This is a genomic window from Streptosporangium sp. NBC_01755 (assembly GCF_035917995.1).
Taxonomy (GTDB): domain Bacteria; phylum Actinomycetota; class Actinomycetes; order Streptosporangiales; family Streptosporangiaceae; genus Streptosporangium.
On sequence record NZ_CP109131.1, the window covers coordinates 2236767 to 2260954 of the forward strand.

Here is a 24188-nt window from a genome sequence, read left to right on the forward strand (position 1 = left end):
CGGACGCCGCCGCGCCGACGGGCGCACACCACTCGCCCGGGATCAATCGCAGGCTCCCACCCACTCGGAGGAACCGTCGGTGAAAAACTGGTTCTTCCAGATGGGGACCTGGCTCTTGAGGTCGTCGATCAGCCTTCTGGATGCCTCGAACGCCTCACCGCGGTGGGGGGCGGCGACCGCCACGACGACCGCGACGTCGCCGAGCCTCAGGTCGCCGACCCGGTGGACGGCTGCCAGGGCGGTCACCGGGAAGTCCGCGGCGACCTTCTCGGCCACCCGGCGCAACTCGCCCTCGGCACTCGGGTGCGCCGAGTAGGACAGGCTCGTGACCGGCCTGCCGTGATCCTGTTCGCGCACCGTGCCGACGAAGACCGTCGTACCGCCCGCGGCATGATCGCCGATGGCGGCGAGCACCTCATCGACGGAGAGCGCACTGTCGCGAATATCGAGCAACCGGATGACATCCACGTCCAGAGTCTATGGCGACGCCAACGCGTCGCGGCTCGGCCGCTGAGACCCGGCTCCTTCCCTCGTCGATCAAGGTCGCTCGTACCTCACGAGTCGCTGGCGACGCTGCGCGTCGCGGTTCGGCCGCTCAAACCCGGCTCCTTCCCTCGTCGACCGGGGCCGCTCGTTCCTCGCAACCCCGCTCTCCTCAGTCCAGTCGCCGGCGCGGCCTCACGACCCCGCTCTCCTCAGTCCAGTCCCCGGCGCGACCTCACGGGTCGTCCCTCACGCATGGGCACAGGCACGTCCCCTCGGAAGCTCGCTCGGCCCCCAGGTGGCCGTCAGGGACGGCGCTTCTTGCGGGCGGCGCGGACGATCGCCGCGGTGCCGAGGACGGCGACGGTGGCGCCGGCCGCGGTGAGCGTGGCCTCCTTGCCGGACAGGCGGCGGCCCACGACGGCGTGCCTGCCGCCACGCAGCTCCAGAAGCTGCTCGAACGCGGCCTCGTTGGTCCACATCGGCTTCCAGCCGATCTTGCGCAGCGCCGCGCAGTCGACCACCCAGGGGTAGACGACGTAGTGCAGGTCGGTGGCCGGGGCCGGAGTGATGCCGAGGCGATGCAGGCGCTGGGCGGTTCCGAAGGTCAGCCCGGCGGGCAGTTCCAGCCGGCGCAGTCCGGAGATCTCCTCCACCTGCTCCTGCTCCAGCCAGCCCTCGCCGCCGACGGCCACCACCCCGGAGACCGTGCCGAGCGCCGCCATCTCCAGGGCCGAGACCAGATCGTCCACGTGGCAGAACTGCCAGCGAGGGTTACAACCCTTGACGCTCAGCAGCCGGGGCGCCTCGAAGTGCCGGGTCACCACGCTGTCGACACCGGGGCCGACCACGGCGGCTGGCCTGACCACGGTCACACCGAGACCGGGATGGCTGCGCAGGGAGCGCCGGGCCAGCGCCTCGATCTCCAGATGATCTCCGACCATGCCCGTATCGGGCTCTGCGGCGACCTCGGAATCCTCAGGCAGCGGGACGGGATTGTCGGGTACGGCTCCGTACACCATGGCGCTGGTGACCAGCACGACCCGTCGCACCCGGGCAGCGGCACTGGCGGTGAGCACGGTCTGGGCGGCACGCAGGTTGTAGGCGCGTCGCTCCGCGGGGTCGGCGTCGAGCGCGTAGTCACCTGCCAGGTGCACGAGTACGTCAATATCGGATATACGGTTCGCCAAGAGCGGATCTCGAACATCGAGCACCCGCCATGTGACATCGGGCACATCGCCGCGCTGCTCGTCGATGGCCACAACCCTGCGGAAATCCGCAGACGAGGCGACCTTCGCGAGGAAAGCACGGCCTAGGCCCGAGGCGGCGCCGGTGACGGCGACGACAGGGGGCCGGGAGCGTTTCGAGGTAGGCACCAGGTCCTCACTTTGCACTGACCCGCCATGCGACGGATAACGTGGCGGATGTGGACTCCTCCATCCTGCACGAGGTAGAGCGGTGACTGACTTGCCAGGTCGGGAAAACGACCCCAACGACAATCCGTTCGCCATGTTCGGCGACCCGGAGCAGATCGCAGCGGCAATGCGCCAGTTCGCCGACATGCTCTCCGCTCCGCCGACCTCAGGTCCCGTCAACTGGGACATGGCGAAGAACATCGCCCGGCACGCTGTGGTCGCCGAGGGCGATCCCAGTGTCATGGAAGGCGAGCGACGCCAGGTCGTCGACGCCCTGAACCTGGCCGACCTTTGGCTCAATGAGGCCACCTCCCTACCGAGCGGGGTGAGCAACCCTCAGGCGTGGAGCCGTTCGGAATGGATCGAGAAGACCGTCCCCGTCTGGCAGAAGCTCTGTGACCCGATCGCCGCCCGCATGGTCGAGACCATGAGCGGCACGATCAGCGCCTCAGGTCTGCCCCCGGAGGCACAGGCCATGGCCGGGCCGCTGATGGGGATGATGAAGCAGATGGGCGGCATGATGGTCGGCCAGCAGATCGGCCAGGCCATCGGCTCGCTCGCCCTGGAGGTGGTCGGCGCCACCGACATCGGCCTGCCGCTGTCGGACAACGCCGCCCTGCTGCCCGGCGGTATCTCGGCGTTCAGCCAGGGTCTGGAGACCCCCGCCGAGGAGATCCGCCTCTATCTCGCCCTGCGCGAGGCGGCCCACCACCGGCTGTTCCAGCACGTGCCGTGGTTGCGCGGGCACCTGCTCGGAGCCGTGGAGGAGTACGCCAGGGGCATCACGGTGGACGCCTCCGCGCTGGAGGAGCAGCTCCGCGGGCTCGATCTCAACAATCCCGAGCAGCTCCAGCAGGCGCTGAGCGGCGGCAACCTGCTCAAGCCCGAGGAGACCGAGCGGCAGAAGGCCGCCCTGTCCCGGCTGGAGACCATGCTCGCTCTCGTCGAGGGCTGGGTCGGCACCGTCGTGGACGGCGCCGCGGACGGCAAGCTCCCCTCGGCGGCGGCACTGGCGGAGACCGTGAGGCGCCGCAGGGCGACCGGCGGCCCTGCGGAACAGACCTTCGCCACGCTCGTCGGCCTCGAACTCCGGCCCCGCCGCCTGCGCGAGGCCGCCGCCCTGTGGCAGGCGCTGGAAGCCGACCGTGGCATCGACGGCCGCGACGCGGTCTGGAGCCACCCCGATCTCATGCCCACCGCCGATGACCTCGACAACCCCGAGGGGTTCGTACGGGGCGAGCCCGAACTCGACCTGTCATCCCTGGAGGGGACCCTGCGTGAGCCTCCCGCCACTCCTGGCGAGGACGATGACAAGGGCGATGCCGGTGGGAGCGGCGCGTGAGCCTGCGCGCCGACGCGCGGGACGTGCTCACGGGGTGGACCGCGCCCACGGCGGAGGAGGAGATCCTCCGCAAGGAGTTCCTGGAGCACCTGCACGCCCATGCTGACGCGATGTGGCGCGAGTGCGTCCCAGGTCACCTGACGGCCACGACCGCGGTGCTCTCCCACGACGGCCGGCGGGTTCTGTTGACGCTGCACCCCAAGGCCGGGATGTGGCTGCCCATGGGCGGCCACTGCGAGCGCGGCGACGTCTCCCTCGCGGCGGTGGCGATGCGTGAGGCCACCGAGGAGTCCGGCATTCCGGGCCTGCGGCTGCTGCCCGGCCCGCTGGCACTCGACCGGCACCGGGTCTGGTGCCACCCGCCGCACAGCAGTCATCTGGACGTGGAGTACGGCGCGGTCGCCCCCGCGGACGTCGAGGCGGTGATCAGCGCCGAGTCGCTCGACCTGCGCTGGTTCCCCGTGGACGAGATCCCCGAACTCTCCGACGAGGCGACCCGTCGCCTGGCCCGCCGCGCCCGCGAGGTCCTGCGCTCCGGCTGACCGGGAGCTCGGCCCCGTACGGATCGGCCCCGTACGGATCGGCTCGTTGCGGCTCGGTGGCCGCCGCGGCTCCGCGGCTCCGGGGCTCCGGACGCTCGCCCGGTGCGGCTCGGCGGTGACCGCCGCCGGGCTCCGGGTGACCGGGTGACGTGGTAGCCACCGAGAGCTTCCCTGTCTCGGTGGCTCCCGGAACGCATGAGTCCTGGCGAATCAGTCGATTTCCGGCCGTCTTCCGAGGGCGTTGGACCGTTTTATGCTTGTCTCACCTCTGCCTGGATATCTTCGTTCCCAGTCAGGCCGTACGGAACGGATCGGGGCACTGTGAGCGTGGACATCGTGGCTGACAGGAGCGCCAGGGGCGCGATCGTGACACCGCCGCGGCGCTGGAGGATCCCCAAGTCCCTTGCCTGGGCCGCGGTGACGCCGTTCGCCGCCTGGGCGGTGGCCCGGGTGGCCGGACTCGAACGCGACTCGCTGACCACCCAGCTCATGACCGGCACCCCGTACGTGGCGGCCGCCTCGCTCGTACCGGTGCTGCTGTCCGTGCTGACCCGCAACCGGGCTGCGACGGCCGTCGCGCTGATCACCACTGCGGCACTCGGCCTCAGCGTGCTCCCCAGGGCCTTTCGCTCCGGGGACCCCGTGACGGGAACGCCCCTGCGGGTGCTGACGCTCAACACGCTGTTCGGGCATGCCGAGCCCGGCGCCGTGATGGATCTGGTCCGGCGGCTGAACCCGGATGTGCTGAGCACTCAGGAACTGACCCCGGGAATGGTCGAGAAGCTGGAGACGGCCGGTCTTGGCGAGATCATGCCGTACCGGGTGCTGGAGCCGGAGTGGAGCGCCGGCGGCAGCGGCCTGTACTCACGGTATCCGCTGACCCCCAGGGAGAACCTGTTCGAGGCGATCGGGCACAACATGCCCGCCGCGCTGATGACCATACCCGGCGCCAAGCCCGTCGAGATCGTCGATGTGCACCCCTTCCCCCCACTGGGCAGGCAGGTGTACGACTGGACGGCGGCGCTGGACGCCCTGCCCTCCGCCGCGCCCGACACGATCCGCATCCTCGCGGGCGATTTCAACGCCAGTCTCGACCACGCGGCCATGCGCCGTTTTCTGGACCGTGGCTATCTGGACGCGGCCGACAGCGCCGGAGAGGGGCTGACTCCGACCTGGCCGGTCAACAGACGCATCCCAGCGCTGATCACGATCGACCATGTCGTGGTGGACCGGCGGGTGGGCGTGAACGCGGTCAGCGTGCACAGCGTTCCCGGCACCGACCACCGGGCCGTCTTCGCCGACCTACGCCTGCCCCCGCTCTGACGACCCGGGTATTTGAGGCGACCCGGGCACCTGGGGCGGCTCGGGCGGCTCAGGCCGAGAGCAGCGCCCGGGTGTTGTCCCAGCCTTCGAGGCCCGGGTCGAGGAGGCGGACGTCGCCGGGAGTGCGCAGGCGATGCCAGCCGGGACCTCTGGCGACCATACGGCTACCGGGCGCCGAGGAGCGGAGCACCTTGACCGGGTCGAGGTCGTCGAAGCCCGCCGAGGCCCAGCCCGGGTAGGGCAGGTGGGCGGCCAGTGCCACCGCGCCGCCGCCCGCGGCAGGGCAGACGGCGATCCGAGCCCGGCCGAGTTCGCGAAAGAGCTTGCCGATGAGCAGCGGAGGCAGGTCGGGCGCGTCGGCGCTCAGCAGGACCGCCTGCTCGCCATAGGGCAGGGCGGCGAAGGCGGCCTCGACCAGGGCGCTCCCCGAGAGGTCGGGGATCTCAACGACAGGGGTGCCCGGCCAGACGATCTCCTCCATGCCCGGGACGCTCGTCACCACGACAGGTGAGACGAAGTCGAGCCCGGCGACGAGTTCGTAGGCGTCCTCGGCGACGGCCTTGAGGAAATCGGCGGCGTCGATCCCCGGCGGGGCCGCGTCCGCCGCGGAGGGTGTGACGAGAACGGCCACCACTCGATCTTCTGTCAACATTCCTCCGCCGAGCCGTGGGCCGCCGTGGAGAATCCCTCCAGGAAGCCCCGTGCCCGCTCGGCCTTGGGATATCGTTCCACGAGCACCCAGAAGCGCGAGCCGTGACTCGGCACCAGCAGGTGAACGAGTTCGTGCATGATCACATAGTCCACCACCCACGAGGGCATGCCCCGAAGTCGCGTGGAGATCCTGATGGTTCCGTGATCCGGGGTGCACGAGCCCCAGCGGTGCTTCTGGTTCTCCACCCAGCGCACGCTCGACGGCTTGGCCTCCCCGCCCAGGTAGCGAGCCGACAGCTCGACGGCTCGATCGAGGAGATCGTCGTCCGAGGGACGCCTGCGCTGCTCCTTGGCCGCGAGTCGGTCGAGCATACGGCGCACCCACTGTTCCTCGTCGGTGCTACTCAGACCGGCGGGGAGGAGCACGATCGTTTTCTCGCCGTCGCGGTACGCAGAAACCGTCCGCCGGCGGCGAGAACTTCGGCGGACCTCGACTGTCTCGGGGGGCACATATGAACGGTAGCCGAGAATGGCGAATTCACACCAGGGGGTAGAACACGTTCCCGCTGGTCAATCCCCGTTCACCGATTGTTCGGCGAGAGTGATCAAGTGTGGTCACAACTTATCTAATTAACCTGGATATCAGCTGTCTCATGCGTTGCCGAATCGCGGGACCCGCTGTTCTCTCTGGGCTGCCAACCCTTCGAGCATGTCGTCGGAGGCCATGGTGACCGGCTGGGCGAGGGACTCCCAGCGCAGTGCGGCGTCGAGATCGGCGTGCCCGCCACCCGCGAGGGCGACCTTGGTGAGCCGGGTGGCGGCCGGCGCGTTGGCGGCGATCCGCGACGCGATGCCCAATACCTCGGCCAGGTCCGGTAGAAGCCGAGCATCCGGTCGCGTAGGGCGGGGATGCCCTCGGCATGCCGCTCCTCAAGCCAGGACAGGTCTCCCCCGGAACAGAACGCCTTCCCCTCTCCGGTGACGACCACGCACCGGAGGTCGCGGTCCGTCGCGAGGTCGGCGACGGCCTGCCGCCACCGGGCGGTCATCGCGTCGGTCATCGCATTGCGCAGGTCAGGGCGGTTCAGGGTGAGCACCGCGACGCCGTTCTCACGCCGGTCGATCAAGATCTCATTCATGCCGGGGAGCGTAGTCCACGGCATCTTCTGCCCGACCGTCGAGGGATCTGCCGGGGAAGCCCGCCCGGTGGGAGTTGTCCACAGGGCAAGAGTTATCCACAGGCGGCGGGAAAGAGGTCCGGGAGCCCTCGGGAGCGTGGCACGCTGACACGCCCGGCCAGTCTCTCTCACAGGCTGCCCCCCTTCGAGGAAAGGCCCCCTGATGCGACCACGTCTGAAGCCCGCGCTGCGCCGCGTCGCCCGTGACCGACGCACTCTGCAGTTCGGCCTGCATCCCCGGCACGCGGTGGTGCTGAGCGATCTCGAGCCCGAGGTTCGCCGCTGGGTGGAGGGTCTCGACGGCGTAAGAGATCTCGCGGGCGTGCTGGCCGGCGCCACCGACGCGGGTCTCGGCGAGGAGCGCGGCCGGACCCTGCTCGATCTGCTGATCAGCCGGGGTGTGGTGGACGACGCGGGGGCGGGTCCCGGCCCGCTGCGCGCGCTCGTGATGGCCGAGCGCGACCGACTCCAACCTGATCTGGACGCGCTCTCCCTCTCTCCCGGCACGATCGACGGAGGGCTGGCCGCACTGGAACGCAGGCAGGAGGCCCGGGTGCGGGTCTACGGCGCGGGCCGGGTGGGCGCGCAGGTCGTCGCCCTGCTCGCCGCCTCAGGGATCGGCCACATCTGCGTCGTCGATCCCGGTACGGCCCGGCGACGGGATGTCGTTCCCGGCGGGCTCGGCTGGACGGAGGTGGGGATGAGCAGACAGGACGGCGCGGTCGCGGTGGCCAGGAGGCTGGCGCCCGGCCTCACGGCGTCGACCGGCGACGGCGCTGCCCGGTTGGCCGACGGTTCCAGGCCGCCCGACCTGGCGGTGCTCGCTCCAGTGGCGCCTCTGGACGGCCTCCTGGTCAGGGAACTCGTCGAGTGGGGAATCCCACACCTACTGACGACCGCCTTCGAGGCCTTCGGTTCGGTCGGCCCGCTGGTGTTGCCTGGACGGAGCACGTGCCTGCACTGCCTAGATTTGACGCGACGCGATCGCGACCCCGGCTGGCCCATTGTCAGCGCGCGCCTGGGAGGCTTCCCCGCGGGAGAGATCGCGTGCGGGACGGCGCTGTCTGCGCTGGTGGCGGCATCGGCAACCGGGCATGCGCTTGCTTGGATCGACGGCCGTGAACCTGTTGTGACAAACAGCACAATGGAAGTATTGCCAGATTGGACGTGGAAAAGGCGATCCTGGAGTGTTCATCCTCAATGTCGTTGCTTCCGAAACGAGTTGGGTTCGCTAACAATGGTCGCGTCGGCTACCTGCCACTGACGGACAAGCACAGCGAAGGGAGGGAGCGGCGTCTCGCTGTAACGGGGGACACGCCGCTAACCAAGGTGAGTGACCTTCCGCGTCGCGCCGTTGCGCGCTCTGCCAAGCTGGCGGCCCTTCCCATCGGGTTCGCCGGCCGTACCGCTCTCGGCCTCGGGAAACGGATCGGCGGCAAGTCCGCCGAGATCGTCGCCCAGGAAATCCAGGAACGCACCGCCGAGCAGATCTTCAAGGTTCTCGGAGAGCTCAAGGGCGGGGCGATGAAGCTCGGCCAGGCGCTGTCCATCTTCGAGGCGGCACTGCCCACCGAGATCGCCGGCCCCTACCGCGCGACCCTGACCAAACTCCAGGACGCGGCTCCGCCACTTCCCAGCGCGACAGTACACAAGGTCCTCGTCGAGCAGTTGGGCGACGACTGGAGGGAGAACTTCCAGTCATTCGACGACAAACCCACCGCGGCCGCTTCGATCGGGCAGGTGCACAAGGCGGTCTGGCACGACGGCCGGGCAGTCGCGGTCAAGATCCAGTACCCGGGAGCGGGAAAGGCCCTGCTCTCCGACTTCACCCAGCTGTCCAGGCTCGGCAAGCTCTTCGGGGTGTTGCTGCCCGGTCTCGACATCAAGGCGGTCCTGAGCGAGCTGCGCGAGCGGGTGGTCGAGGAGCTCGACTACCTTCGCGAGGCCGAGGCCCAGCACGCCTTCGCCATGGAGTTCAAGGACGACCCCGACTTCCTGATCCCGGATGTCATCGCCGCCAACGAGCAGGTGCTCGTCTCCGAATGGGTCGACGGCACCCCGCTGTCACGGATCATCACCGACGGCACCCAGGAGGAGCGCGATCGGGCAGGGCTCCAGCTCGTCCGGTTCCTGTTCTCCTCACCGGCCCGGGTGGGCATGCTCCACGCCGACCCCCATCCGGGCAACTTCCGGATCGTCGAGGACGGCCGGATGTGCGTACTCGACTTCGGCGCGGTCAGCCGGCTGCCTGACGGATACCCGCCGCTCTTCGGGAAGCTGACCCGCATCTTCAACAACGGCGACATGACGACCGTGGTGCAGGGGCTGCGCGACGAGGGGTTCATCCGCCCGCACATCGAGATCGACACCGAAGCCCTGCGGGCGTTCCTCGCCCCCTATGTCGAGCCGACCGCCGTGGAGGAGTTCTCCTTCAGCAGGGAGTGGCTCCAGCAGCAGGCCGCGACGGCCACCGACCTGCGTCCGGGCAACGTGGTGCGCCAGCTGAACCTGCCCGCGTCGTACGTCCTCATCCACCGCGTGCACACGGCGGGGATCGGCGTCCTCTGCCAGCTCGGCGCCACCGCCCGCTTCCGCCAGGAGGTCATCCGCTGGGTCCCCGGGTTCGCCGACGAGGGTTCGGGAGAGCCCACCCTCGCCAGCGCCTGACCGAAGGTGGCCCGGGGAGACAGTTGAAGGGTGGCCCGGGAACACACCTGAGGGGTGATTCGAGAAGACCCCTGAAAGGTGGCCCGGAAACACACCTGAAAGGTGGCCCGGCAAGACAGCTGAGGGGTGGCCCGCCGGAGCGGGTCACCCCTCATTCATCTGTAGCGTTCTGCTGTACGCCCTCTATGCGTCGCCGTCGATCCTCACGGATCAGACGAGGCGCAGGAGCGCGATGCGCAGGCGCGCCGAGGCGCGTTCCGCTCCGCGCTGGGCGCGCCGAAGGCGCTGGAGCCCGGCGGCTCTGCGATGCTCCTCCGCCTCGCGGTGGAGGGTCCGTATTCGGTCACGGACCAGTGCTTCTTGCATAGACGGCAGGTCGAGCCCTGTGGTGTTGAAGTAGCTCATCGGGGTGGTCCTTTCGGGAACGGGTGGTTCCTGGTTGATCAGGTTCTCGGTGGTCTGGGCGATGACCGGAGTGTTCAGGCAGCGACCGGGTTCTTGCGCGGACGTCCGCGCGGACGCTTCCGGGGGACGATCGCCCCCCGCAGGACGAGCTCGCCGCCCCAGACTCCCCACGGCTCCTCGCGCTCCAGCGCGCGGGCCAGGCAGGCCTGGCGGATCGGGCAGCCTCCGCAGAGCGCCTTGGCGAACTCCACGTCCTCCGGAGACTCGGCGAACCACAGGTCGGGGTCGGTACGACAGGGGATTGTGGCTTCGTCGATCAGGTCCATGACCGTCTGGGCCCCCATCTGTTTCACCTCTCAGCTAGGTGTTGATCTTCGGCTACCTCTTGGGTGGGGGCAGGAATGACGCGGACAAACAAGAAGGCCGCGGATCCTGGTGCGGATCCGCGGCCTGAAGGCTCTTTCCTCGGTCAGATTATGACCGGAGGATGCCTCCAGGGTTGCGGACCGCGCAGTCCACCGTTTCCGATGTGCTTGGTCGTTGCTGCGTAGCTGTCGCCCGCGAGGGTCGGGACAGCCGGGGCCTCTGTAACCGCGAAGGCGATCAGAGCGGACCGGCGGTCGGCCTCGACCCAGAAGCGGGCAGGGTTGTCCCGCAGAGCCGGAGCTGCCGCGCTACGGGTGAGGGAGACCTGGCTGCCGCAGGGCAGACCGGTGTTACGGCGCACGGAAGCGAGCCCCATCTGGGACGACATCAGGATGTTCTTCACAGCGGACTCACCTCCATTCGTGGATCGTCGGACAGGAGCGTCCGACTTGCTTGAGCATGACCCTAAACCCGAGCCCCGGGAGTGGGCAACATATTTTCTACCTGCGACTTTGCGACTATCTCACGCGGATCATCGCCTCCTGCACTACCGACACGGCCAGTTCTCCGGATCGGGTGAACATCTCGCCCTTGGCGAGCCCGCGAGCCGCCCCCGACCACGGCGACTCCTGGGCATAGAGCACCCACTCGTCCACCCGGATGGGGCGGTGAAACCACATCGCGTGGTCCAGCGAGGCACCGGAGACATTGGAGGCGCCCCAGGCCAGGCCGTGCGCCAGCAGCACGGTGTCGACCAGGGTGAAGTCGGAGGCGTAGGCGGCGAGCACCACGTGCAGCAGCGGGTCGTCGGGCAGCTCCGCCTCGTAGCGGAACCACACGTTGGTGTTCGAACTCCGAAGCTCCGGGTCGCGCTGGGCCTCCCAGGTGAGAGGGGTCACATAGCGGGCCTCCACCGGCCTGGGCTTGGACACCCACTCGCGCATCGATGGATCCTCCCCCACGATCTGGAGCATCCGGTCCATGAGCGACGGTAGTTCCTCCGGCCCGACCACCTGGGGCATCGTGGCCGCCTGGTGCTCGACACCGGGCTCCGACACGTGGAAGGAGGCCGACATGGTGAATATCGCCTTGCCGTGCTGGACGGCCACCACCCGCCGGGTGGTGAAGGAGCGGCCGTCACGGACCCGCTCCACGTTGTAGACGATCGGGATGGCCGGGTCACCCGGGCGGATGAAGTAGGCGTGCAGCGAGTGGACATTACGGTCGTCGGGCACCGTCCGCCCTGCGGCGACCAGGGCCTGGGCGGCCACCTGACCGCCGAAGACCCGCTGGATACGCTCCTCGGGACTACGGCCCCTGAAGATGTCGAGCTCGATCTGCTCCAGGTCCAGCAGGTCCAAGAGCTCCTTTAACGCCCCGTTCACGCGCCCTCCGTATGGTTCGCGGCGGCACGGCACAGTCCGAGCACCGCTTCACCGTAACGATCCAGTTTGACGCGTCCGATTCCCGTGATGGCCAACAGGTCCTGTTCGGAAACCGGCGCCCGCTCGGCGATGGCCTGGAGGGTGACGTCAGTGAAGACCGCCCACTGCGGGAGCTTCTCCTTCTTGGCGACTCCGGTACGCCATGCCTTCAGCGCTTCGAGCAGTGCCTCGTCGTAGTCCGCCGGACAGGCGGCACACCTGCCGAGCTTCTGCTCGGCGGCGGTGGTCAGGGTCTTGCCGCAGATCCGGCAGCTGATCGGCGCGGCGACCGCGCGGCGATCAGCCGCCGCGGGTGTGCGGCTGCTCTTCTGCGTGGAGCGACCGGTCAGCCCGTCCAGGAAGCGGGAGGGTTTGCGGGAGCGCCGGCCTCCCGGCGAGCGCGCCAGCGCCCACGACAGCCCCAGGTGGGCACGGGCGCGGGTGACGCCGACGTACAGGAGGCGACGCTCCTCCTCGATCTGCTCAGGCGTCTCCGCGTAGATGATCGGCAGCATGCCCTCGGTGACGCCGACGAGGAAGACGGCATCCCACTCCAGGCCCTTGGCCGCGTGCAGTGAGGCGAGGGTGACCCCCTCGACCGGCGGTGCGTGCTGCTCACTGGCCCGGCGCTCCAACTCCGCGACGAAGACGGACAGGTCCGCGCCCGTGGCGGCGAGGTCCTCGGCGAGGTCGGCCAGGGCCTTCAGCGACTCCCACTTCTCGCGGGCCTTGCCTCCGCCGGGCGCCTCGGGGGTGAGCCCGATGCCGGACAGGATGTGGTGCACGGTCGAGGTGAGCATGTCGCCGGGTTCCGCGGAGCGCGCGGCGCCGCGCAGCAGCACGACCGCCTGGCGGACCTCGGGGCGCTCGAAGAACCGGTCGGCGCCGCGCAGCACGTACGGCAGGCCGGCCTTGCTGAAGGCCTGCTCGTACGCCTCGGACTGGGCGTTGACCCGGAACAGCACGGCGATCTCGCGAGTCGGCACGCCGCCACCGACGAGCTTCCGCACCACCCGCGCCACGCCCTCCGCCTCGGCGGTCTCGTCGTCGTACTCGGCGAAGACCGGCTCGGGGCCGTCTGGACGCTGGGCGATCAGGGCGAGCTTGTGCGGGGTCCTCGCCCTGTCGAGCACCCGGTTGGCCAGGGAGACGACCTGGGGTGTGGAGCGGTAGTCACGGACCAGCTTGATCACGGTGGCGTTGGGGTGCTCGACCGAGAAACCCGTCAGGTAGCGGGGGGTGGCTCCGGTGAAGGAATAGATCGTCTGGTTGGGGTCGCCGACCACGCACAGGTCGTCGCGTCCGCCGAGCCAGGTGTCGAGCAGCAGCTTCTGCAGCGGGTTGACGTCCTGGTACTCGTCGACCACGAAGTAGCGGTACTGCCTGCGAATCTCGCCTGCCACCTCGCGGTGCTCGGTCATCACGGCCGCGGTGAGTTCCAGGATGGTCTCGAAGTCGACCAGGTGCCGGTCGCGGCGGAGGGTCTCGTACGCCTCGTAGAGCCGGGAGACCTCCTCGGCCGGTACGGGCGAGGTCCGGCCGGCCTTCCTCGTGGCCTCCGCGTAGTCTTCGGGGCCGATCTGGGTGACCTTGGCCCACTCGATCTCGGAGGCGATGTCGCGCAACTCCGAGCGGTCCTGACTCTTACGCAGGGAGCGGCAGGCGTCGATCAGCAGCGGCAGCTTCGACTCGATCACCCTGGGCGGGTCACCGCCGATGACGCGCGGCCAGAAGTAGGTGAGCTGGCGCAGCGCGGCGGCGTGGAAGGTGCGCGCCTGCACGCCCGGCGCGCCGAGTTGCCTGAGCCGCTGCCTGAGCTCACCGGCCGCTCGTGTGGTGAACGTCACCGCCAGCACACTCTGGGCGTCGACCACCCCGTTGTGGACGGCGTGCGCGATGCGGTGTGTGATGGCCCGGGTCTTGCCCGTCCCCGCCCCGGCAAGAACACAGACCGGTCCCCGGACGGCTTCGGCCACCTCACGCTGCTCGGGATCCAGTCCCGCCAGAATGTTGTCGGGCCCCACAGAGCCTCCTTACAAGCAGTCGAACGGACCGGGCGGCAACATTCTCCCAGGCTCTGGCCGAACCTCGCTCATCCTGGCAACATGCCGCCTTCGACCTGTATCGATCACCGAGATGCATAAAGTGGGCCTTTTGCCCCACAATAGGGTTCGACTAGTTCCGGGGAAGGAAGAGGCCCGTGCGAAGTTGGGTAACCGTGGGTGCGCTCGCTCTGGCGGCGGCGATGATCGGCCCCGCGGTGGTGCACACGACCGCGTCCGCGCACGCGATCTCAACTCCAACCCAGGCCGGCGGCGGGAAGGCGGGCAAGGCCACCCCGGCTCCATCTCCGTCTCCGAGCACGGGCTCCTCCCTGCTGGCCCAGGGCACCCTTGTCGAAACCGTGGCGTACGGCCCGCATGTGCGTCAGCGCATGGACGTCTGGTACCAGCCCGACGAGCTGAAACGGCCCGGCGTCTTCCTGGTCCACGGCGGCTGGTGGTCCTCGGGTGACAAGAAGTACATGACCGAGATAAGCCGTAGCTACGCCGAACAGGGCTACGTGGTCTTCAACATCAACTACCGCCTCTCGGGCGACGCCTCCTGGCCGGCCCAGCGCACCGACACCTTCGGCTCCATCGCCACCGCGCGGCGGCACGCGGCGCGCTGGTCCTTCGACCCGAACAACTATGTGATCGTCGGCTTCTCCGCCGGAGGGCATCTGGCAGCCTCCGTCGGCACCTACAAGAACGGCCTGTCCGGCCTGCGCGGCGTGGTCGGCATCTCCCCGGTGATCTCCCCGCTCACGGCGTACACCGAGGGCATCGGCGCCCTCGACCCGAACAGGCGCAAGCTGCGCGAGGCGGCCATCAAGCTCGCCGGGGGCTGCGAGCCCACCGACAAGTGCGCCAGGGTGTGGACCAGCATGGAGGTGCCGTGGCACGCGAGCCGCGGCGACGCCCCCATGCTGATCGTGCACTCGTCGGACGAGTTCGTGTCCGCGGAGCACGGCAGGCAACTCAAGGAGCACCTGCAGCAGGTCCGCGTGCCGGTGACGGTGCTGACCGAGCAGGGCATCGAGCACAGCGCACCTCTTTACCGGCTGCCCGGCGTGGCGGAGCAGGTTCAGCAGTGGGTCGCGGAGAAGCTTCTCCAGTTGGGAAGATGAACGGCTCTCACTTTGTTGCCAATGGCGCCGGACATCACATGAGGGGATTTTTCACGACATGGCACTGACTGTGTACACCACCACCTGGTGCGGCCCCTGTAAGCGGTTGAAGAGCCAGCTCAGCCGCGAGGGCATCTCCTACAACGAGATCGACATCGAGAGCGACCCGGACGCCGCCACGTTCGTCATGAGCGTCAACAACGGTAACCAGGTCGTGCCCACCGTCGTGGTCGACTCCCCCACCGGTCAGGTCGTCAGGACCAACCCCTCGGTGATCGAGCTCAAGCGCATCCTGGCGGGCGCGGGCGTGTAGCCTCCCACCCGAGCCCCGGTTCCGCGGAAGCCGGGGCTCCTCCATGCGGTCGACGGTCGGCGGCGAGGTCTCCCAGCCGCCGGCAGCGGACTTGGACGACATCCGCGTGCGGCCCCGCGTAGCGGTCCGGGTCACCAGTCGCCGGTCAGCGGTGTGCCGTACCAGGTCTCGATGAGCCTGCGGGCGATCGACACCTCGGGCGGCAGGCGCACCTCGCCGCTCTCCAGCGCGGCCAGCAGTTCGGCACGGCTGAACCAGTGGGCCTCGGCGATCTCCTCGGAGTCCAGCGTGAACTCCGTAGACGTGGCCCGCGCAAAGAAGCCGAGCATCAGGCTGCGTGGGAACGGCCAGGGCTGGCTGCCCATGTAGCGCGGATCGGCGACACGCACGCCGACCTCCTCGGCAACCTCGCGCGCCACGGCCTGTTCCAGCGACTCACCCGGCTCGACAAACCCGGCCAGCACCGACAACCGCCCCTCGGGCCACTGCGGTCCTCTGGCCAGCAGACACCTGTCGTCGTCATCGTGGATCAGCATGATCACCGCGGGGTCGACCCGGGGGAAGTGCTGGCTGTCGTCCTTGGGGCAGACGCGCACATGCCCACCCGCCCGCACCTCGGTGCGGCTCCCGCAGCGGGGACAGAACTCGTGGGTGGAGTGCCATGCCTCCAGGGCGACCGCGTACACCAGCAGGCCGGCGTCCAGATCCCCCAGCAACGAGCCCACCTGGCGTAGCCCGGCGGTGATGCTCTGCCCCTCGCCCAGTTCCGAGGGGGCGAGCGGGGAGACGATCCGGTTGAAGGAGCCGGCATGAGCGGCGGTGGCCGGCGGCGCCGCAACGGCGAAGTAGGCGATGCCCTCCACGTCGACACCAAGCAGGTAACGCTCTCCCTCTGGCGCGTCGGCGGTGGACAGCAGGACCAGCTGCGCCTCTTCCCCGCTACGCCGGATCAGCGCCTGCCCGTCGTCGACGACCACGACCCTGGTCGCGGCGTCCGCCCAGGCTCTTTCGAGCCACTCGGCGTCGCCGCGGAGCACCGCCGACCGGTCGATGGCACTGCGCGCAAGCAGCAGCGGCCCCAGAAGTCCTTCTTGTGTCTCTTGTGCCGTGATCTCCACGCCGTTCCGCCTCCCCAGACGAGTGCACATATTACGCCGCCGCAACGCGGAGCCGCACAGGGCCGACGGCGTCATCCCTGGCCGGAGGCCCTACCGAAAAGACTTCCGTCTTTAGACGACACGGCCATGTACGGTCAATAGACCGATCATCCCGGCGCGATGATCTCCATCCCGCTAGGATGCACCGAGTTAGGTTAGCCTTACCTGATATCGGGGGTCCCTACATTGCGGCTGTACCTCACCGCGCTGAAACCGACGGACTCGGTCACCGACGGCTTCCTCCCGGCGGCACGCGCACTCGGCTGTGAGGTCACAATCCTCACCGACCGGCCGGAACAGTACCGCGACCATGGGGCGGAGGTGCTCCGTTGCGACGTGCGCGACGCGCGGGCGGTGGTCGACACCGTCGCGCACCACCACACCCCGGACGCGATCTTCTCGAACTCCGACCACATCCAGGCGGAGACCGCACTCGCCGCCGCGTACTTCGGACTTCCCGGCAAGGACTGGCGGGCCTGCGTCGACACCAAGAACAAGGCGCTCACCCGACGGCGGCTGGCCGCCGCCGGGGTCGAGACCGTCCGTTCCGCACGGCTGGCACCGGCCGACCCGCCGTTCACGGACGTGCCCTTCCCCGCGGTCGTGAAGCCGCGCGAGGGCGTGGCCAGCGAGGACGTCGTGCTGGTCCACGACGCGGACGAGCTCGCGGCGGCCGTCCTGTCCATCAGAGACAGGCGGCCTGCAGAGACGCTGGTCGTGGAGGAGTATCTCGATGGACCCCTGCACACGATGGAGACGCTCGGCGACGGTGAGCGGATCAGCGTGCTCGGCGGCTTCCGCACCACCCTCGGGCCACTGCCGCACTTCGTGGAGGAACGTCTCGACTGGGAGCCGCCTCCCGGCCGCGATCACGTGCTGCGCGCGCTGGAGGCGCTCCGGGTGGGGCTCGGGGCCTGCCACACCGAGTACGTGATGACCCCGGCCGGGCCGCGGATCATCGAGGTCAACTACCGGGTGATCGGCGACCACTGCGACTTCCTGCTGGCGAGCCTGCTGGAGGTGCCCCTGTTCGAGCTCGTCCTCGGGGCGCACCTCGGGGCGCACCTCGGGGCGCGTCTCGGGGCGCATCTCGGGGCGCATCTCGGGGCGCATCTCGGGGCGGAGCTGGAGGCCCCCGCCCCGGCACGGGTGCACGGGACCGTGCTGAGCCTGGTCGCCGACCGCTCGGGGACCGTGGTGAAGGCTCCCGGAACCGTCGTTCCCGCCCGCGGCGACCCGGTCCGGATCTGGCACCGGCCGTTGCGCGCCGTGGGCGACCGGATCGACCGGAGCAACACCAACCGCGACTACCTGGGCATCGTCCGGGCGACCGGGCCCGACCGGGCGAGCGTGGACACCGCCGTCGCGGCCTTCAGGGCGGAGAACCCGTGGATGATCGCGTGAGCCGGGTGCCCGCGAGCCGACCTGTGGTCGGCCGGGGAGCCACGGACGGCTCCGGGATCGGCGGAGGTTCTGTGAGCGGGCGGGAGTCGTACCTCGCCGTCCGGGTGCTGAACGCGCTCCTGCGCGAGGACTACGGCGGCCTGGCCGGGCGGATGACCCACGGCAAGGACGGCATCGCGCTGGTCCTTCCGGGGGGCAGGCGGGTGCGGCTGGTCCCCGGCTCGCTGTTCCAGGACTTCGTCGCGGCCCCGCAGGAGGCGCTCCGCCTGAAGGAGGTCCTGCACACACTGCGGGAGATCTCCGCCCCCGCCGACGCGGCCGGGGTCGAGTCGTTCGTCCGGGAGTGCCACGAGGCGCTGCGCGCGCTCGACCTTCACGACGTCCACCGCGAACAGGTGCTCACCAGACTGGCCGCCGGCACCACACACACCGGCACCACACGCCCCTGCACCACACGCCCCTGCACCACACGCCCCTGCACCACGCACACCGGCACCACTCCTGCGGCGCGACCAGGCACCATATCCGGCACCGCGCCCGGCACCGGGCGTCCGGCGGGAGCGGGAGACGGCACCGCGGGCATCACGGGAACCGGCGGCGGGCGCGACAACGTGCGGTACGAGACGCTGGCCGCGTTCGTCGACCACCCCGTCTACCCGACGGCCCGGTGCCGGATCGGCCTGTCCGACGAGGAACTGACCGCGTACGCGCCGGAGTTCGCGCCCACCTTCGAGCTGCGCTGGGCCGCGGTTCCCCGGGCACGGCTCACCGGCGGCGAGGTGCCGGGGGCTCCCGGATTCCGCGCCGTCGGGCTGACGGGGAGTCTCGCGGAGACGCACGTGCTGTTCCCCGTGCACCCGCTGACCGTCCCCGCCCTCGAGGAGATCCCGTGGGCGACCGTGGCCCCTCGGCCGTACCTGGAGGTCAGGCCCACACTGTCGATGCGCACCGTCGAGATCGCCCCGGGCGCGCACCTGAAGCTGCCGCTGACCACCAGCACCCTCGGGCTGCGTAACCGGAGGTCGATCAAGCCCGACACGCTGGCCGACGGGGCGCGGGCCGAGCTGCTGCTGCGGGCCATGCCCGACCCGGAGGTGCTCCTGGCCGACGAGCAGACGTACGGGCACGCCGGACACGAGTACCTGGGCTGGCTCCTGCGCCGCCACCCCGCGGGGGAGGTCGTCCCCGTCGCGGCGCTGGCGGCGCCGCTGCCCGGGGGCGGGCTGGTCGTGGAGGAACTCGCCGGACGGTGGTTCGGCGGGGACGTCGCCGGTCTGCTCGGCCGGTACCTGCGGGTGCTGTTCCGCTTCCACGTGCGGCTCTTCGTCAGGTACGGCACGGCGCTGGAGGCCCACCAGCAGAACCTCTCCCTGGTGTTCGACGCCGACACCGGAGGCGAAGGCGCCACTGGTGACGGCGCTGCGGGTGACAGCACCGCGGGTGACAGCACCACAGGTGACGGCGCTGCGGGTGACAGCACCGCGGACAGAGGTGTCGTGCGGTTGCTCGTCAAGGACAACGACGGGCTGCTGACCTCACCCGAACTGCTGAGAGAGGCCGGCCTCCCGGTGCCGGACTTCACGGACGCGCGAATGCTCACCGACGACCCGCACGCGCTCGCCGACATGTTCGTGACCATCACCCTGCACCTGGCGGCCGCCGCCGTGGCGTTCGGCGCGCTGCCGTCGCCGAGGGCCGCCGAGCTGGTCCGCGACGCGCTCGCCGGAGCACTCGACGAGTACGGCGAGGACCCGATGGCCAGGCTGCTGCGGGCCAGGACCCTGGACGCCGCCAGGCTCGTCGGCAAGTCGATGGTCACCGCCGGAACCCTGGTGGACAAGGCGCGCACCGGCGCGCGGGATGTGAACAAGTTCTACGGCACGAGCGGGCCGAACTACCTTCGCCAGCAGCCCCAGGCCACGCAGGCCGCGATCATTCGAAGGACGCCATGACCAGCCTCGCCCTCGACTCCCCCGCAGCCGTCGCCGAGAAGGCCTCACTGGCGGCGCTGCTGCGCTGCTGCGTACGGGAGATCTCTGGGCCTCGTGGGCAGGTCAGGCACGACGAGCCGTACGTGCTGCTGCGCGTCGCGGGCACCCTACTGCGGGCCCGCGCGCACGGCGGGCTCGCGCTGCGCTTCGACGGACGGGCCGAGTGGCTGGAGAACGACTCCTGGCAACCGCTCTCGGCGGACCTGCTCGTCCGGCTGGTGGAGACCGAGCTCGGCGAGGGCAACGACGAGTTCGCCGTCCAGGTGGGCGCCAGCAGGGACGCCATGGCGGCGCTGCTCACGGCCCGGCGAGACGTATCGCCCCCCGCCGACCCGTGGCTGGCCTCGGAGCAGGCGCTGGTCTTCGGGCACCCGTTCCACCCCAGCCCGAAGGCGCACGGCGGCGCGGGCTGGCTGCGCTACGCGCCCGAGGCGCACGCGAGCTTCCCGCTGAGACTGCTCGGGGTCAGGAACGACGTGCTGGCGGAGGCGGGCGAGGTCGGCACGCTCGACGCGCTCGGAGCGGCGCCGCCCGGCTACTCGCTGCTGCCCGCGCATCCGTGGCAGCTGGAGCTGCTCTCGGCCGACCTGGCCGCACCGCTGGCCGACGGCCGGCTGGTCGACCTGGGGAACGGCACCCGGATGGCCGTTCCCACCTCGTCGGTCCGTACCGTCTACGAGCCGCTGATCGACCGGTGCCTGAAGTTCAGCCTGGATGTGCGGATCACCAACTGCCTGCGGAAGAACTCCTGGTACGAGCTGGCCGGCGCGGTCGAGCTGAGCCGCCGCCTCGGACCGGTGTTCGGGGAACTGTCGGCGGCCTTCCCCGGCACCCGCTGGCTGCCCGAGCCGGGCTACCGCTCCGCCGAGCTGGGCACCCGGCTGCTTGAGGGGCTCGGCGTCATCGTCCGGGTCAGCCCGTGGTCGGTCTGCAGACCCGGGGTGACCCCCCTGCTGAGCGGCGCGCTGGCCGCCGGACGGCAGGTGACGGTCGCCGATCCGGTGCGCTGGTGGCGGGCGTACGTGGAGCGCGTGGCGCTGCCGGTGCTCGACGCCTACCTCGGCCACGGCGTGGTGCTCGAACCCCACCTGCAGAACGTGCTGATCGGTGTGGACGCGGAGGGGCTGCCCGTGGAGGCGGTCTTCCGCGACATGGAGGGCACGAAGCTCGTCGCCGGGCGGCACGACCTGTCCGGCCTGCCGGTCCGGGTCGCCGAGGCGCTCAGCTACGACGCGGACGCCGGCTGGAGCCGGGTGGTCTACTGCCTGATGGTCAACCATCTCGCCGAGATCGCCGCCTCCCTCTCCGAGGCCGGGCCCGCGCGGGAGCTGTGGGCGGTGGCCGGGAAGGTCCTGGCGGGGTACGCGGAGTCGCGGGGGTGGCCCCGGCCGCTGTCGGACCTGCTGGCGGGGGCTCCGCTGCCGGCCAAGGCCAACCTGTCGGTCAGGTGGGCGCGGTCGGCGGACCGCGCCGCCGGGTACGTGCCGGTCGCCAACCCGCTGGCCGTGATCTGACCGCCGCGGATCCGGGGGTGCGGGATCCGCGGCGGTGTCCATCTGCTCAACCCCGGGAAGGGCCGGGAGGGTGACCTCGTCACGCGCGTGGGCTCACGCCTCGGCGGACTCGCTCGAAAGATATCTGCGTTGCGCTCTCACGACCTCTCCCAGGGCGTGGGCGGTGTCGGAGAACAGATGAGGGACATTGACGAAACCATGCACCATCCGGGGGTAGTCGAACAGCTCGACCGGAACTCCGGCCTGCTGTAGTCGCTCGGCATACCAGACGCCGTCGTCGTGGAGTGGATCGTGTCCGGCTACGACGATCGTCGCCGGCGGAAGGTCTGCGTGTTCGGTCGCGTGGAGTGGCGACACTCCCGGGTCCAGGCGGTCGACATCGGCCGGCACGTAGTGCTTGTAGGCGTTCCGCATATCGGCTGCCGTGAGCCAGGGGGCGTTCTCGTTCATGCGGTAAGACGGTGCCGACATCGAAGCGTCCGTCGCAGGATAAAGCAGCGTCTGATGACGGATCGCCGGACCACCGCGATCCCGCGCGAGCAGGGAGACGCCCGCGACCAGGTTGCCTCCCGCGCTCTCACCGACCAGTCCGAGGCGTGAGGCGTCCCCGCCGAACTCCGCGGCGTGCGTACTCACCCAGACGAGCGCGGCATAGCAGTCATCGAGTCCTGCGGGGTACGGGTGTCCGGGTGCGAGACGATAGTCGACCGATACGACGATCGCACCCGCACCTTCGGCAACCGTCGAACAGATGAAATCGGCTTCGCGCGGGCTTCCGAACACCCAGCCGCCGCCGTGGAAGTGGACCACGACAGCGCGTTCCCCTATGGCGGGAGTGCCAGGGGTGTGGATGCGGAGAGTGATCGCACCGCCCGGCCCTTCGATCACGCGCTGGTGGGTCGTCGCGTTCATGCGCCCGCTCTTTGCGCGGGCTTCCTCCTGTATCTTCTCCAACTGCGCGGCGGTGACCGTGGCCAGCCGCGGCCTGGAGAGGAACGGAATCCCCCAGATGATCCGTGCGATGAGCGGCGGCTTGGGTCGGGATGGTGTTGCGCCTGGCATCCTGTGTCCCCTTACACGGAACGGAGATCGAACGTTACCTGGACCGGCCCGGCCGGGCCGACCGGGCCCGAACCTGATTGACACGACCACCCGGATCATCCCTGGCCGGTAAGCCGTCGGTCCATATCCGCCCGATCTTCGGCGAACACTGCGGTGACCTCAGCGGGCGCTGCCCCGGACGGGAAGCTCTGGCCGTTGTGCAGGGTGAGCGTCGTCTCCGTGTCGTTCTGCGCCCGGAACGCCGACCAGACCTGGTCGGCGACCGCCGTGCCGTGCTTGGCGCGGGCCGCGACCCGGACCAGCGCGGACTGCATCTCCGCGCCGCCGCCACCACCGAACAGACCGCCGACGACGCCGGAGATCGCCACCAGGTCGGTCATGGTGGACTTCCTATGGAGTCGACCGGCGGCCGTACCGGATCACGAGTGCCGGCGGCGTTCGGCGGGAGGCAGCAGGAGCACCTCCAGAACGCGGGCGCAGGCGCGGGCCTGCGTGACGAACCAGGGAACCTGCGCGGCCGCGGCTTCCTGGAGTCGGCGGTGGACGTCGCCGCCTGGGCCGACCACACCCCGCTCGCCAATGCCCGATCCCACGGAGAATCCCATGCGTAGACTCGCCCTGGCCGCCGCGCTCCCCCTCGCCCTGCTGGTCGCGTGCGGCTCCACTCCCTCGGCGGACACCTCCGCCGCCGTACCGTGGAGGCCGCCCGCTCGTTCGGGCTCGGCCGCCTCGCTCTCGCCAGGGAGGTGGTGCTGCCGGGCGCGCTGCCCTCGATCTTCGCCGGGCTGCGGCTGTCGACCACGCTCAGCGTGGTCGCGCTGATCGCCGCCGAGGAGATCAACGTCACCGCCGGGCTGGGCTATCTGATGGCCAGGGCCACCGACTACCTGCGCACCGACATTCTCGCCCTCTGCGTCATCCTCTACGCGCTGATCGGGCTGACCGCCGACGTGGTCCTCCGGCTGGCCGAGCGGTTCACCATGCCGTGGCGAAAGGCGGTGGCGGCCCGATGAGCCTGGCCGTACAGACCACGGGCCTGCGCAGGGCCTTCGGTGGCCGCGCCGTACTGGACGGGATCGACCTGCGGGTACGGCGCGGCGAGTTCCTCGCGCTGCTCGGTGCCAGCGGCACCGGCAAGACGACGCTGCTGCGGATCCTCGCCGGGCTGGACGCCGCCACGAGCGGGACCGTGCTGGTCCCGCCGGTGCGGACCGTCGTCTTCCAGGAGCCTCGGCTGATCCCCTCCAAGCGCGCGCCGGCCAACGTGATCCTCGGGCAGGGCCGCAGCGCCCGCGCCAAGGGCCTGGCGGCACTCGCCGAGGTGGGCTTGAGCGGCCACGCCGACGCCTGGCCCGCGACGCTGTCCGGCGGCGAGGCGCAGCGGGTCGCGCTGGCCCGCGCCCTGGTCCGCGAGCCCGAGCTGCTGCTGCTTGACGAGCCGTTCGCCGCGCTCGACGCGCTGACCAGGCTGCACATGCAGGACCTGATCGCCGAGCTGTGCGCCAGGCACCGCCCCGCCGTGGTACTGGTCACCCACGACGTCGAAGAGGCCATCCTGCTCGCCGACCGGATCGTCGTGCTCCGCGACGGCGCGTTCGTCACCGACCTGACCGTCGAGCTGGACCGCCCCCGCGACCGGGTGGACGGCGACTTCGTGGCGCTGCGCCGCCGCCTGCTCGCCGACCTCGGGGTCCTGACCGGCGAACCCTTCTCCGAGCACGCGGGAGTGGCGCGGTGAGCCCACCGGCACATTCCCGTACGGCACGCCTTCCCCTCGGCGCG

26 protein-coding genes and 1 pseudogene are annotated in these 24188 nt (G+C 70.1%); 12 read left to right on the forward strand and 15 right to left on the reverse strand.

Features of this window, described 5'->3' with window-relative positions; genetic code table 11:
* Positions 1–42: 42 nt before the first annotated feature.
* A complete protein-coding gene (locus OG884_RS10150) occupies positions 43–468 on the reverse strand; it encodes a molybdenum cofactor biosynthesis protein MoaE (protein ID WP_326644401.1) in 426 nt (141 codons plus the stop codon).
* A gap of 320 nt (positions 469–788) precedes the next feature.
* Positions 789–1862 (reverse strand): NAD-dependent epimerase/dehydratase family protein, encoded by a 1074-nt coding sequence (locus OG884_RS10155; protein WP_326646891.1) that lies wholly within the window; start codon positions 1860–1862, stop codon positions 789–791.
* Between the two features lie 79 nt (positions 1863–1941).
* On the opposite strand from OG884_RS10155, the gene OG884_RS10160 reads away from it, so the two are divergent.
* The 3 genes from OG884_RS10160 (at position 1942) to OG884_RS10170 (ending at position 5105) form a co-directional block, all read left to right on the forward strand.
* Positions 1942–3240, forward strand: coding sequence for a zinc-dependent metalloprotease (locus OG884_RS10160; RefSeq protein ID WP_326644402.1), 1299 nt, complete (start codon positions 1942–1944; stop codon positions 3238–3240).
* Positions 3237–3782, forward strand: coding sequence for an NUDIX hydrolase (locus OG884_RS10165; protein WP_326644404.1), 546 nt, complete (start codon positions 3237–3239; stop codon positions 3780–3782). Before OG884_RS10160 ends, OG884_RS10165 begins: the two co-directional genes overlap by 4 nt.
* A 336-nt stretch (positions 3783–4118) precedes the next feature.
* On the forward strand, positions 4119–5105 hold the full coding sequence (locus tag OG884_RS10170; protein ID WP_326644405.1) for an endonuclease/exonuclease/phosphatase family protein: 987 nt from the start codon (positions 4119–4121) through the stop codon (positions 5103–5105).
* Between the two features lie 49 nt (positions 5106–5154).
* On the opposite strand, the gene OG884_RS10175 is transcribed toward OG884_RS10170, so the two are convergent.
* The 4 genes and pseudogenes from OG884_RS10175 to OG884_RS10190 form a co-directional block, all read right to left on the reverse strand.
* Positions 5155–5736, reverse strand: a complete 582-nt coding sequence (locus tag OG884_RS10175) for a hypothetical protein (protein WP_326644407.1) — start codon at positions 5734–5736, stop codon at positions 5155–5157.
* A gap of 14 nt (positions 5737–5750) precedes the next feature.
* Positions 5751–6266 carry a M48 metallopeptidase family protein gene (locus OG884_RS10180; protein ID WP_326644409.1) on the reverse strand — a complete coding sequence of 172 codons (516 nt, stop codon included), beginning with the start codon at positions 6264–6266 and terminating at the stop codon, positions 5751–5753.
* 141 nt (positions 6267–6407) lie between these two features.
* Positions 6408–6614 (reverse strand): hypothetical protein, encoded by a 207-nt coding sequence (locus OG884_RS10185; RefSeq protein WP_326647133.1) that lies wholly within the window; start codon positions 6612–6614, stop codon positions 6408–6410.
* 113 nt (positions 6615–6727) lie between these two features.
* Positions 6728–6919: pseudogene (locus OG884_RS10190) on the reverse strand (enoyl-CoA hydratase/isomerase family protein); the annotation flags it as partial.
* A gap of 178 nt (positions 6920–7097) precedes the next feature.
* On the opposite strand from OG884_RS10190, the gene OG884_RS10195 reads away from it, so the two are divergent.
* Complete coding sequence (locus OG884_RS10195) at positions 7098–8198, forward strand: ThiF family adenylyltransferase (RefSeq protein WP_326644411.1); 1101 nt, start codon at positions 7098–7100, stop codon at positions 8196–8198.
* 65 nt (positions 8199–8263) lie between these two features.
* Positions 8264–9601, forward strand: a complete 1338-nt coding sequence (locus OG884_RS10200) for an ABC1 kinase family protein (protein ID WP_326644413.1) — start codon at positions 8264–8266, stop codon at positions 9599–9601.
* A gap of 210 nt (positions 9602–9811) precedes the next feature.
* Here OG884_RS10200 and OG884_RS10205 read toward each other — a convergent pair whose 3' ends face one another.
* The 5 genes from OG884_RS10205 to OG884_RS10225 all read right to left on the reverse strand — a co-directional run bounded on the left by OG884_RS10205 (position 9812) and on the right by OG884_RS10225 (position 13820).
* Complete coding sequence (locus OG884_RS10205) at positions 9812–10006, reverse strand: hypothetical protein (RefSeq protein WP_326644415.1); 195 nt, start codon at positions 10004–10006, stop codon at positions 9812–9814.
* Positions 10007–10080: 74 nt separating this feature from the next.
* The gene (locus tag OG884_RS10210; protein ID WP_030910441.1) at positions 10081–10350 is read right to left on the reverse strand and encodes a WhiB family transcriptional regulator; all 270 of its coding nucleotides are present in this window, start codon (positions 10348–10350) and stop codon (positions 10081–10083) included.
* Positions 10351–10475: 125 nt separating this feature from the next.
* Positions 10476–10775 carry a hypothetical protein gene (locus OG884_RS10215; protein WP_326644418.1) on the reverse strand — a complete coding sequence of 100 codons (300 nt, stop codon included), beginning with the start codon at positions 10773–10775 and terminating at the stop codon, positions 10476–10478.
* A 115-nt stretch (positions 10776–10890) separates the two neighbouring features.
* Positions 10891–11757 (reverse strand): acyl-CoA thioesterase II, encoded by an 867-nt coding sequence (gene tesB, locus OG884_RS10220; protein ID WP_326644420.1) that lies wholly within the window; start codon positions 11755–11757, stop codon positions 10891–10893.
* Positions 11754–13820 (reverse strand): ATP-dependent DNA helicase UvrD2, encoded by a 2067-nt coding sequence (locus OG884_RS10225; protein WP_326644422.1) that lies wholly within the window; start codon positions 13818–13820, stop codon positions 11754–11756. Before OG884_RS10225 ends, tesB begins: the two co-directional genes overlap by 4 nt.
* Positions 13821–13996: 176 nt before the next feature.
* On the opposite strand from OG884_RS10225, the gene OG884_RS10230 reads away from it, so the two are divergent.
* Both OG884_RS10230 and OG884_RS10235 read left to right on the forward strand, forming a co-directional pair.
* Entirely contained in the window at positions 13997–14965 is a 969-nt protein-coding gene (locus tag OG884_RS10230) for an alpha/beta hydrolase (protein ID WP_326644424.1), read from the forward strand.
* 58 nt (positions 14966–15023) lie between these two features.
* A complete protein-coding gene (locus OG884_RS10235) occupies positions 15024–15278 on the forward strand; it encodes a glutaredoxin family protein (RefSeq protein WP_326644425.1) in 255 nt (84 codons plus the stop codon).
* 131 nt (positions 15279–15409) lie between these two features.
* Here OG884_RS10235 and nudC read toward each other — a convergent pair whose 3' ends face one another.
* A complete protein-coding gene (gene nudC, locus OG884_RS10240) occupies positions 15410–16396 on the reverse strand; it encodes an NAD(+) diphosphatase (protein WP_326644426.1) in 987 nt (328 codons plus the stop codon).
* Between the two features lie 225 nt (positions 16397–16621).
* Here nudC and OG884_RS10245 point away from each other — a divergent pair, with 225 nt between their 5' ends.
* From OG884_RS10245 to OG884_RS10255, 3 genes are read left to right on the forward strand one after another with little or no spacing between them, the layout of a single operon-like run.
* On the forward strand, positions 16622–17839 hold the full coding sequence (locus OG884_RS10245) for a siderophore biosynthesis protein (RefSeq protein WP_326644428.1): 1218 nt from the start codon (positions 16622–16624) through the stop codon (positions 17837–17839).
* A complete protein-coding gene (locus OG884_RS10250) occupies positions 17824–19791 on the forward strand; it encodes an IucA/IucC family protein (RefSeq protein ID WP_326644430.1) in 1968 nt (655 codons plus the stop codon). Before OG884_RS10245 ends, OG884_RS10250 begins: the two co-directional genes overlap by 16 nt.
* Positions 19788–21344 (forward strand): IucA/IucC family protein, encoded by a 1557-nt coding sequence (locus tag OG884_RS10255; protein ID WP_326644433.1) that lies wholly within the window; start codon positions 19788–19790, stop codon positions 21342–21344. The genes OG884_RS10250 and OG884_RS10255 overlap by 4 nt, the downstream gene beginning before the upstream one ends.
* A gap of 93 nt (positions 21345–21437) precedes the next feature.
* Here OG884_RS10255 and OG884_RS10260 read toward each other — a convergent pair whose 3' ends face one another.
* From OG884_RS10260 to OG884_RS10270, 3 genes are all read right to left on the reverse strand, one after another.
* Positions 21438–22256, reverse strand: coding sequence for an alpha/beta hydrolase (locus OG884_RS10260; RefSeq protein ID WP_326644434.1), 819 nt, complete (start codon positions 22254–22256; stop codon positions 21438–21440).
* 245 nt (positions 22257–22501) lie between these two features.
* On the reverse strand, positions 22502–22786 hold the full coding sequence (locus OG884_RS10265; RefSeq protein WP_326644437.1) for a hypothetical protein: 285 nt from the start codon (positions 22784–22786) through the stop codon (positions 22502–22504).
* 39 nt (positions 22787–22825) lie between these two features.
* Complete coding sequence (locus tag OG884_RS10270) at positions 22826–22999, reverse strand: hypothetical protein (protein WP_326644439.1); 174 nt, start codon at positions 22997–22999, stop codon at positions 22826–22828.
* A gap of 60 nt (positions 23000–23059) precedes the next feature.
* On the opposite strand from OG884_RS10270, the gene OG884_RS10275 reads away from it, so the two are divergent.
* Positions 23060–23419: an ABC transporter permease gene (locus OG884_RS10275; RefSeq protein WP_326644440.1), complete on the forward strand. Its 360-nt coding sequence runs from the start codon at positions 23060–23062 to the stop codon at positions 23417–23419.
* On the forward strand, positions 23416–24144 hold the full coding sequence (locus tag OG884_RS10280; RefSeq protein WP_326644442.1) for an ABC transporter ATP-binding protein: 729 nt from the start codon (positions 23416–23418) through the stop codon (positions 24142–24144). Before OG884_RS10275 ends, OG884_RS10280 begins: the two co-directional genes overlap by 4 nt.
* Positions 24145–24188: the final 44 nt, after the last annotated feature.